Below are 8,030 nucleotides of genomic sequence, written 5' to 3'. Positions count from 1 at the left end.
CGATCAACACCGTCTGTAGGAGCGAGGCTTGCCCGCGATAGGCCCTCAGTTACACCCTCGACTTCCCTGTTTCTCTCTCGATTTGGTATCTCGACCAAAGGCGGGACGAAGCGTATCCGCTCCGTTGACGAAATATACGTAAAAGTCCAGTATGGATTTACAAGTACAAAACAAGGCTTCACCGTTTCACTCCTTTCTTCTGTCTTGCCAAACCAACAACAACCCGCGAGAGAACGAATATGAAGAAACTCCCCCTCATCAGTGGCCTGGTCCTGAGCCTGTTGGCGTGCAGCAGCCTGTTCGCCGCCGAGAAAACCCTGCGCATCGGCATCGAGGCGGCTTATCCGCCGTTCGCCTCGAAAACCGACAAAGGTGAGATCGTCGGTTTCGACTACGACATCGGCAATGCCTTGTGCGCGCAGATGCAGGTCAAGTGCCTATGGGTCGAGGGTGAATTCGATGGCCTGATTCCTTCGTTGAAAGTGAAGAAAATCGACATGGCACTGTCGTCGATGACCATCAATGAAGACCGCAAGAAGTCGGTCGACTTCACCCACAAGTACTACTTCACTTCCTCGCGGCTGGTGATGAAGGAAGGTGCGACGGTCGATGACCAGTACGCCAGCCTCAAGGGCAAGAATGTCGGTGTGCAACGGGCGACCACCACCGACCGCTACGCCACCGAGGTGTTCGAGCCCAAGGGCATCAACGTCAAGCGCTACAGCAACAACGAAGAGATCTACATGGACCTGGCGGCCGGGCGTCTCGATGCGATTTTCGCTGACACCATTCCGCTGAATGACTTTCTGTCGATGCCGCGCGGCAAGGGCTATGCGTTTGTCGGGCCGGAGCTGAAGGACCCGAAATACGTGGGTGAGGGCGCGGGGATCGCGGTGCGCAAGGGCAATGCCGAGCTGGTCAGCCAGTTGAATGCCGCCATCGATGGCATTCGCGCCAGTGGCGAGTATCAGAAGATTTCCGAGAAGTACTTCAAGTCCGACATCTACGGCGACTGATGCCGTGTGGCGTTCGTGAGGACGCCATCGCAGGCAAGCCTCGCTCCTACCGTTTTGTAGGAGCGAGCGGGCGGCGATCCGACTTGCCTGCGATGCTTTTCAGAGGGCGGTCAGCCCTTCAATTCCTTCAGGTGCTTGTACACCGTCGCCCGCCCCATGTTCAGCACGTTGGCCACATAGTTGGCGGCGCTTTTGCCCTTGAACGCGCCTTCGGCGTGCAACGCCAGTACCAGTTCGCGCTTGTGTTCGCGGGTCAGCAGGTTGAGGCCCAGCTGCCGTTCGCGCAGCCAGTTGTGCAGGAAGGTGTTGATGCGTTCCTGCCAGTCATCGCGAAACAGCGAGTCCGGTTGCGGGATCAGTTTGCTCGGCGAAAGGAACAGGTCCAGCGCCGCCTTGGCATTCTCGAACAGCGAAATATTCAGGTTGATGCACAGCACCGCCAGCGGCTGGCCGTTGCTGTCGCGCAGCACGCTGCTGAGGCTGCGAATCTTCTGGCCGTCCCAGTTGAGCTTTTCATAGGGGCCGATATTCCGCTCGTTGCTGTCCTCGCCGAGCATGTCGTCCAGGGCCGCATCGTCGCCCACTTCGCGCTTGGAGATGTTGTTGGCGATGTAGTCGATCTTCTGCGTGCGCAGGTCGTGGAGCACCACCTCGGCATGGGGGAAGAACAGCGTGGCGATGGCGTCGGCGATCGTCCGGAAGTTGTCCAGGGCAGGGTCCTGCGCGGGTGAGGTCATGGGCGGTTCTCCAGGCGGTGTCAGCGCCCCGCGAGGCGGGGCGCTGCGAGTGTGCCGCAATCGTTGGGGCGCGTCACCTGAGCGGGTCAGCCAAGGCGGGCAGGGGAGAGCATGGCGGCGTCCAGGCCAAAGCGCGCCAGTTGCTCGGGCAAGGCTTCACCACGCACCAGGGCGGCGCTGGCCTGGCCCATGGCCGGCGAGGTCTGGATGCCATAGCCGCCCTGCGCGGCGACCCAGAACAGGCCCGGAACCTGGGTGTCGAAGCCGGCCAGCAGGTCGCCGTCGCTGACGAAGCTGCGCAGGCCGGCCCAGGTGCGGGTCGGGCGGCGAATGGTCAGGGTGGTGGCTTCTTCGATCTGGTAGATGCCCATGGCGATGTCCAGCTCTTCCGGCTGCACATCGTGGGGTTCCACCGGGTCGGCGTTGGCCGGCGAGCCGAGGAACATGCCGGCGTCGGGCTTCATGTAGAAGGATTCGTCCAGGCTCACCAGCATCGGCCAGTGATGGATATCGACACCTTCGGGCCCGGCGAAGATAAAGGCCGCGCGGCGTTTCGGCTGCAGGCCCAGGGGCCGGGCGCCGGCCATGACGCCGACCTGGTCGGCCCAGGCACCGGCGGCGTTGATCAGGATGGGCGCGCTGAAGGTCTGGCCGGCGGTCTGGACCTGCCACTGGCCCTGTTGGTCGCGGCTCAGCCCCAGCACTTCACAGTCGGTGCGCACCTCGCCCTGGTTGCGTCGGATGCCGCGCAGGTAACCCTGGTGCAGGGCGTCGGTGTCGATGTCGCTGGCGCTCGGGTCGTAGAGCGCGCCGTGGACCTTCTCGCGGCGCAGGATCGGCAGGCGTGCGCAGGCTTCGTCGGCGCTCAGCAGTTGCATCTCCGGCACCGTGGCCTTGGCGCTCAGGTACTGGTTGTTCAGCTCGGTGGGGTCGCCGGTGAAGTCCACGGTCATTTCGCCGCGCGGGCTCAGTAGCGGGTGCTCGCAGAAATCTTCCGGCGGGGCATCGAAAAAATCCCGGCTGGCCAGGGTCAGGGCGCGCACCTGGGGCGTGCCGTAGGCCGCGGTATAGAGCGCCGCGGAGCGCCCGGTGGAGTGGTAGGCCGGGTGCGATTCGCGTTCCAGCACCAGCACCCGGCCATGGCGCGACAGCCAGTAGCCGGTGGATGCCCCGGCGATGCCGCCGCCAATGATGATGAAGTCTGCCTGGGTCATTCGAGCCTCCGTAAAAAGGGGATAACGCGCGTCTGTAGGAGCGAGGCTTGCCCGCGATCGATCTTGAGCCTGTCACGGTGGTTCGCTCGGGGCCGTCAATCGCGAGCAAGCTTCGCTCCTACAGATATGCCATTGGTATTCAGTGAGTGCGTTGCAAGCGGTACAGCGCACTGGCCAGGGCAATGTCTTCCAGGCCCAGGCCGATGGAGCGGAAGAACACGTGGCGCCCCGGCTCCGGTCGTTGGGCCAGGTCGCTGAGCAGTTCGGGCAGGTCACCGAGAATCGCAGCCTTGTCCCAGCCATGCCGTTCGCCGGCGATCAGCATCTCGCCGGCCGAGCCGGGGGTGGTCTGACGATAGTCGCAATACACCTGCATGTCCTTCAGCGCGGCGGGCGGCACTTCATGGGCCCGCGGTGCGTTGGTGCTGATGGAGGTGACCAGCGCCGGCTTGTGCAAGGTTCGCGGATCGATCACCGGGCCGGCGGAGGAGGTGCAGAGCATGATCACGTCGGCGTCCTGCAAGGCGTCATCGAGCTGGCTGGCGATCTGCAGGCGTGGGTCGAGGGCCTTCAGGCGCGCGATGTCCTCGGCGGATTTGCCGGCCAGGCCAGGGGAGTACAGGCGGATGGATTGCCATTCACGCAGGGCTTTCACGTAATGCAGGTGCGCCTGGGCCACGGGGCCGCTGCCGATGATCGCCAGGTGCCGGGCAGCGGCCGGCGCCAGGGCATCGACGGCCACGGCGGTGGTGGCCGCGGTGCGCGCGGTGGTCAGTTCGCCAGCGTCACAGAGCAGCAGCGGCTGGCCGCTGTCCATCGACATCAGCAGGGTCCAGGCGGTGACCAGCGGGCCTTCGGCGCGGACGATATAGGGCGAGGTCTTGACCCCGTAGACCCGCTCTTCGGCCAGCACGCCCAGGTAGTTGATGAAGTCCCCGGCGCCCTGGGGAAACTCCACCAGCTGTTGCGCCGGTTGCACGGCAAGCCCGGCGGCCAGGTCGTGGAACAGCTTGCGCAGGATCTGCGGGACGTCGACCTGCGCCAGCAACTGGCGGGCTTGAGGCTGGGTAATCACGCAAGGCGTGCTGGACATGCGGGTGCTCCCAAGAAATAAACTAATTTGTCCATTATGGACTTTTAGTTTTGTCGGGCAATATCTAGGCGAAAAAAAACGCAGCCTGTGGTCGAGCTGCGTTTTTTTGCGGGCAGGCTTGTATCTGTAGGAGCGAGGCTTACCCGCGAGGCGTCATTGCTGACACTGCGCGTTATCGTTCATCGCGAGCAAGCTTCGCTCCTACAACGATGCTGCTCAGGCTTTTGGGCGTTTGCGCTCCACGGGGCGCAGCAGCTCGGTCGGCGGCATTTCGCAGCTGATCTTGCGGCCCAGCAGCGCCTCGATCGACGGCAGCTGATAGGAGTCGTCCTCGCCGGCGAAGCTGATGGACACGCCGTCGGCGCCAGCCCGGCCGGTACGGCCGATACGGTGCACGTAGTCGTCCGGCACTTCCGGCAGGGTGAAGTTGATCACGTGGCTGATGCCGTCGATGTGGATGCCGCGACCGGCGACATCGGTGGCCACCAGCACGCGGATCTTGCCTTCGCGGAAGCCTTCCAGGGTCTTGATGCGCTTGTGCTGCGGCACGTCGCCGGACAGCTGGGCGGCGTTCACGCCGTCGCGTACCAGGCGTTCTTCGATGCGCCGCACTTCATCCTTGCGGTTGGCGAAGACCATGACCCGTTCCCAGCCGTTGTCGTTGACCAGGTTGTACAGCAGCTTGTACTTGTCGGCGCCGGCCACCGCGTAGATGTGCTGTTCGACGTTGGCGTTGGCCACGTTCTCGGCTTCGATCTCGACGATCGCCGGGTCGGTGGTCCACTGCTTGGCCAGGTTCATCACGTCGTCGGTGAAGGTGGCGGAGAACAGCAGGGTCTGGCGTTCGCTTTTCGGCGGGGTCTGGCGAATGATCTGGCGTACCTGGGGGATGAAGCCCATGTCGAGCATGCGGTCGGCTTCGTCCAGCACCATCACTTCGACCATGTCCAGGTGCACGTCGCCGCGCTGGTTGAAGTCCAGCAGGCGGCCCGGGGTGGCGACCAGGATGTCGCAATGGCGGGCTTCGAGGTGCTTGAGCTGTTTGTCGAAGTCCATGCCGCCGACAAAGGTCATCACATTGAGGCCGGTGTACTTGGTCAGGCTGGCCGCATCCTTGGCGATCTGCACCACCAGTTCGCGGGTCGGCGCAATGATCAGCGCCCGCGGCTCGCCCATGTAGCGCTCTTTCGGCGGCGGGGTCTGCAGCAGCTGGGTGATGATCGAGATCAGGAACGCGGCGGTCTTGCCGGTACCGGTCTGGGCGCGGCCGATGGCGTCTTTGCCGGCCAGGGTGAACCCCAGGACCTGCGCCTGGATCGGCGTGCAGTAGGGGAAACCCAGGTCGTGGATCGCGTGCATCAGTTCCGGCGCGAGTTTGAAGTCGTGGAAGCGGGTCTTGCCTTCCTGCGGTTCGACGACGAAGTCTTCCAGTTTCCAGGTGCTCACCGGTGGTTTCGGGGCGCGTGGGCGGCGCGGCTGCTCGGCCTTGGGCTTGTCGCTGCGCGCGGTCTGGGCCGTCGGGGCGGCTGCGGTCACCGGCTCTGGCTTGGCCACGGGGGTAGGCGCGGTCCGTTCCGGCTGATGGCCGTCGGTGCGGCTGCTGGGGCTGGAGGAAGATGGGCTGGAGCCTGGCGCGAGCTGCTCAGCCTCGCTTTTACCGAAGATTTTCTTGAGTGCTTTGAGCACGGTCATCTCATCAATTGGTTAAGGAATGTACGCCGGGCAGTGTAATGCAAGAATCGGGCGCGGCGTAGTGGATTGCTCAACGGGCTACCTAACTTATCGATTCAGCGCAAACGCTCGCCGAGCCAGGCGCCGATATCGCGAATTTCTTCGGGTAACACTTCGTGCCCCATTGGGTATTCCTGCCAGGTCACGGTGACACCATGGTGTTTCAGGTACTCGTAGGCGGTACGGCCCATGGCGTTCTGCACCACCTCGTCGTACTGGCCGTGCAGGCACAGGGTCGGAATCCGTTGCTGGCTGGCCGACAGTTCGAGTTCGTCGCTGAAGGTCGGGGCATAGGTGGAGAGGGCAAGCACGCCACCCAGCGGACCCTGCCATTTAAGGAAGGCGGTGTGCAGGACGACCGCGCCACCCTGGGAAAAACCGGCGAGGAAAATCCGCGAAGGGTCTATTCCGCTGGCGCGCTGTTCTTCGATCAGGTCGCTCAGGCGTTTTGCCGACTCCTCCAGCTGTTCGCGGTTGATCGCCCGCGCCGGGCTCATGGCCAGGATGTCGTACCAGCTGGGCATGGCATAACCGCCATTGATGGTCACGGCGCGGGTCGGTGCCTGGGGCAAGACGAAGCGGGTGGTCAGCAGGCTTTCCTGCAGCGCTTCGGCCACCGGCAGGAAGTCGTAGCGGTCGGCGCCCAGGCCATGAAGCCAGATCACACAGGCATCGACGGGCTTGCTGGGCTGAAGAATCAAGGGCTCGGTCATGGTTGCTCCAAATATGTGCGCACGCGCCCAAGCGGTGCGTGATCGAGGTGCGCGGTCGGTTGATCAGTGAAGAAGATGTCGCAAGGCTGCAAGTTTTGCTCTTGACCCCTGCCGGAACCGCTTTAGCCGGCACTCTGGTACGGGCTTTGCTATAGCCGTTGCGTGAAGTGATTGCGTTCACCCTGCCGGTAACACTATCAGGCTACTGGCGGGTGTGGGATAGCAAAGATCCGATGATGGACGTTCGCCAATGGCCGCTACGGGCTTCGCGAACATGCAAGGGCTACAGCCCGTTCGGTCGCTTGGTGAGTATGGGTTTTCTCTTAAATGGATTTTCTCCTACTAGACTCATAGCTAAAGTCCTACGCCGCTTGACCCCATAAAAAGCCAACAAGGGTCAACAGCGCCTCATAAGGGTGCGGCAGGACTCAAGCTCCGACACAACAAGAGCAAAACTGGAGGTTTGAATGAAGATGTTGAAATCCACCCTGGCTGTGGTCACGGCCGCCGCGGTACTGGGCATGAGCGGCTTCGCACAGGCGGGTGCGACCCTGGATGCCGTGCAGAAGAAAGGCTTCGTGCAGTGCGGTGTGAGCGACGGTCTGCCGGGCTTCTCGGTACCGGACGCCACCGGCAAGATCCTCGGCATCGACGCCGACGTCTGCCGCGCCGTAGCCGCCGCGGTATTCGGCGATGCGACCAAAGTGAAATTCAGCCAGTTGAATGCCAAGGAGCGTTTCACCGCGCTGCAATCGGGCGAGATCGACGTACTGTCGCGCAACACCACCTGGACCAGTTCCCGCGATTCGGGCATGGGCCTGGTGTTCGCCGGCGTGACCTACTACGACGGCATCGGTTTTCTGGTGAACAACAAGCTGGGCGTGAAGAGCGCCAAGGAACTGGACGGCGCGACCATCTGCATCCAGGCCGGTACCACCACCGAGCTGAACGTCTCCGACTACTTCCGTGGCAACGGCCTGAAATACACCCCGATCACCTTCGACACCTCCGATGAAAGCGCCAAGTCGCTGGAGTCCGGCCGCTGCGACGTGCTGACCTCCGACAAGTCCCAGCTCTACGCACAGCGCAGCAAGCTGGCGACCCCGACCGACTACGTCGTGCTGCCGGAAACCATCTCCAAGGAGCCGCTGGGCCCGGTGGTGCGTAAAGGCGACGAAGAGTGGTTCAGCATCGTCAAGTGGACCCTGTTCGCCATGCTCAATGCCGAAGAGGCCGGCATCACCTCGAAGAATGTCGAGGCCGAAGCCAAGTCCACCAAGAACCCGGACGTCGCTCGCCTGCTGGGCGCCGACGGTGAATACGGCAAGGACCTGAAGCTGCGCAAGGACTGGGTAGTACAGATCGTCAAGCAAGTCGGCAACTACGGTGAAGTGTTCGAGAAGAACCTCGGCAAGAGCACTCCACTGGCCATCGACCGCGGCCTGAACGCGCTGTGGAACAACGGCGGCATTCAATACGCACCACCTGTGCGCTGATGGTTCTATCACCCGGTGGGCCAACCACCG

The 8,030-nt window shown here is 62.9% G+C and carries 7 protein-coding genes; 2 read left to right on the top strand and 5 right to left on the bottom strand.

Going from position 1 to position 8,030, the window contains the following annotated elements; genetic code table 11:
• The first annotated feature begins 239 nt into the window (after window positions 1–239).
• Window positions 240–1,016: an ABC transporter substrate-binding protein gene (locus tag PVZ78_RS19335; RefSeq protein ID WP_028681710.1), complete on the top strand. Its 777-nt coding sequence runs from the start codon at window positions 240–242 to the stop codon at window positions 1,014–1,016.
• A 110-nt stretch (window positions 1,017–1,126) separates the two neighbouring features.
• On the opposite strand, the gene PVZ78_RS19330 is transcribed toward PVZ78_RS19335, so the two are convergent.
• The 5 genes from PVZ78_RS19330 to PVZ78_RS19310 all read right to left on the bottom strand — a co-directional run bounded on the left by PVZ78_RS19330 (window position 1,127) and on the right by PVZ78_RS19310 (window position 6,504).
• A complete protein-coding gene (locus PVZ78_RS19330) occupies window positions 1,127–1,753 on the bottom strand; it encodes a helix-turn-helix transcriptional regulator (protein WP_009047099.1) in 627 nt (208 codons plus the stop codon).
• A gap of 86 nt (window positions 1,754–1,839) precedes the next feature.
• On the bottom strand, window positions 1,840–2,967 hold the full coding sequence (locus PVZ78_RS19325; RefSeq protein WP_028681711.1) for an NAD(P)/FAD-dependent oxidoreductase: 1,128 nt from the start codon (window positions 2,965–2,967) through the stop codon (window positions 1,840–1,842).
• Window positions 2,968–3,106: 139 nt separating this feature from the next.
• A complete protein-coding gene (locus PVZ78_RS19320; protein ID WP_273829092.1) occupies window positions 3,107–4,060 on the bottom strand; it encodes an ornithine cyclodeaminase family protein in 954 nt (317 codons plus the stop codon).
• Between the two features lie 216 nt (window positions 4,061–4,276).
• Window positions 4,277–5,752, bottom strand: a complete 1,476-nt coding sequence (gene rhlB / locus PVZ78_RS19315) for an ATP-dependent RNA helicase RhlB (protein ID WP_273829091.1) — start codon at window positions 5,750–5,752, stop codon at window positions 4,277–4,279.
• Window positions 5,753–5,847: 95 nt separating this feature from the next.
• Window positions 5,848–6,504 (bottom strand): alpha/beta hydrolase, encoded by a 657-nt coding sequence (locus PVZ78_RS19310; RefSeq protein WP_009047103.1) that lies wholly within the window; start codon window positions 6,502–6,504, stop codon window positions 5,848–5,850.
• A 467-nt stretch (window positions 6,505–6,971) separates the two neighbouring features.
• On the opposite strand from PVZ78_RS19310, the gene PVZ78_RS19305 reads away from it, so the two are divergent.
• Complete coding sequence (locus PVZ78_RS19305; RefSeq protein WP_025806519.1) at window positions 6,972–8,000, top strand: amino acid ABC transporter substrate-binding protein; 1,029 nt, start codon at window positions 6,972–6,974, stop codon at window positions 7,998–8,000.
• Window positions 8,001–8,030 lie beyond the last annotated feature (30 nt).

The sequence above is a fragment of the Pseudomonas sp. SBT1-2 genome (assembly GCF_028640875.1).
Lineage (GTDB): Bacteria > Pseudomonadota > Gammaproteobacteria > Pseudomonadales > Pseudomonadaceae > Aquipseudomonas > Aquipseudomonas chlororaphis_I.
Note: the sequence above shows the minus strand (reverse complement) of the source record. Positions and strands in the feature narration are given on the sequence as shown.

What these genes read in the sequence shown, in the direction of transcription:
- PVZ78_RS19335 (WP_028681710.1), top strand. Translation starts at nt 240, where the DNA reads ATGAAGAAACTCCCCCTCATCAGTGGCCTGGTCCTGAGCCTGTTGGCG.
- PVZ78_RS19330 (WP_009047099.1), bottom strand. Translation starts at nt 1,753, where the DNA reads ATGACCTCACCCGCGCAGGACCCTGCCCTGGACAACTTCCGGACGATC.
- PVZ78_RS19325 (WP_028681711.1), bottom strand. Translation starts at nt 2,967, where the DNA reads ATGACCCAGGCAGACTTCATCATCATTGGCGGCGGCATCGCCGGGGCA.
- PVZ78_RS19320 (WP_273829092.1), bottom strand. Translation starts at nt 4,060, where the DNA reads ATGTCCAGCACGCCTTGCGTGATTACCCAGCCTCAAGCCCGCCAGTTG.
- rhlB (WP_273829091.1), bottom strand. Translation starts at nt 5,752, where the DNA reads ATGACCGTGCTCAAAGCACTCAAGAAAATCTTCGGTAAAAGCGAGGCT.
- PVZ78_RS19310 (WP_009047103.1), bottom strand. Translation starts at nt 6,504, where the DNA reads ATGACCGAGCCCTTGATTCTTCAGCCCAGCAAGCCCGTCGATGCCTGT.
- PVZ78_RS19305 (WP_025806519.1), top strand. Translation starts at nt 6,972, where the DNA reads ATGAAGATGTTGAAATCCACCCTGGCTGTGGTCACGGCCGCCGCGGTA.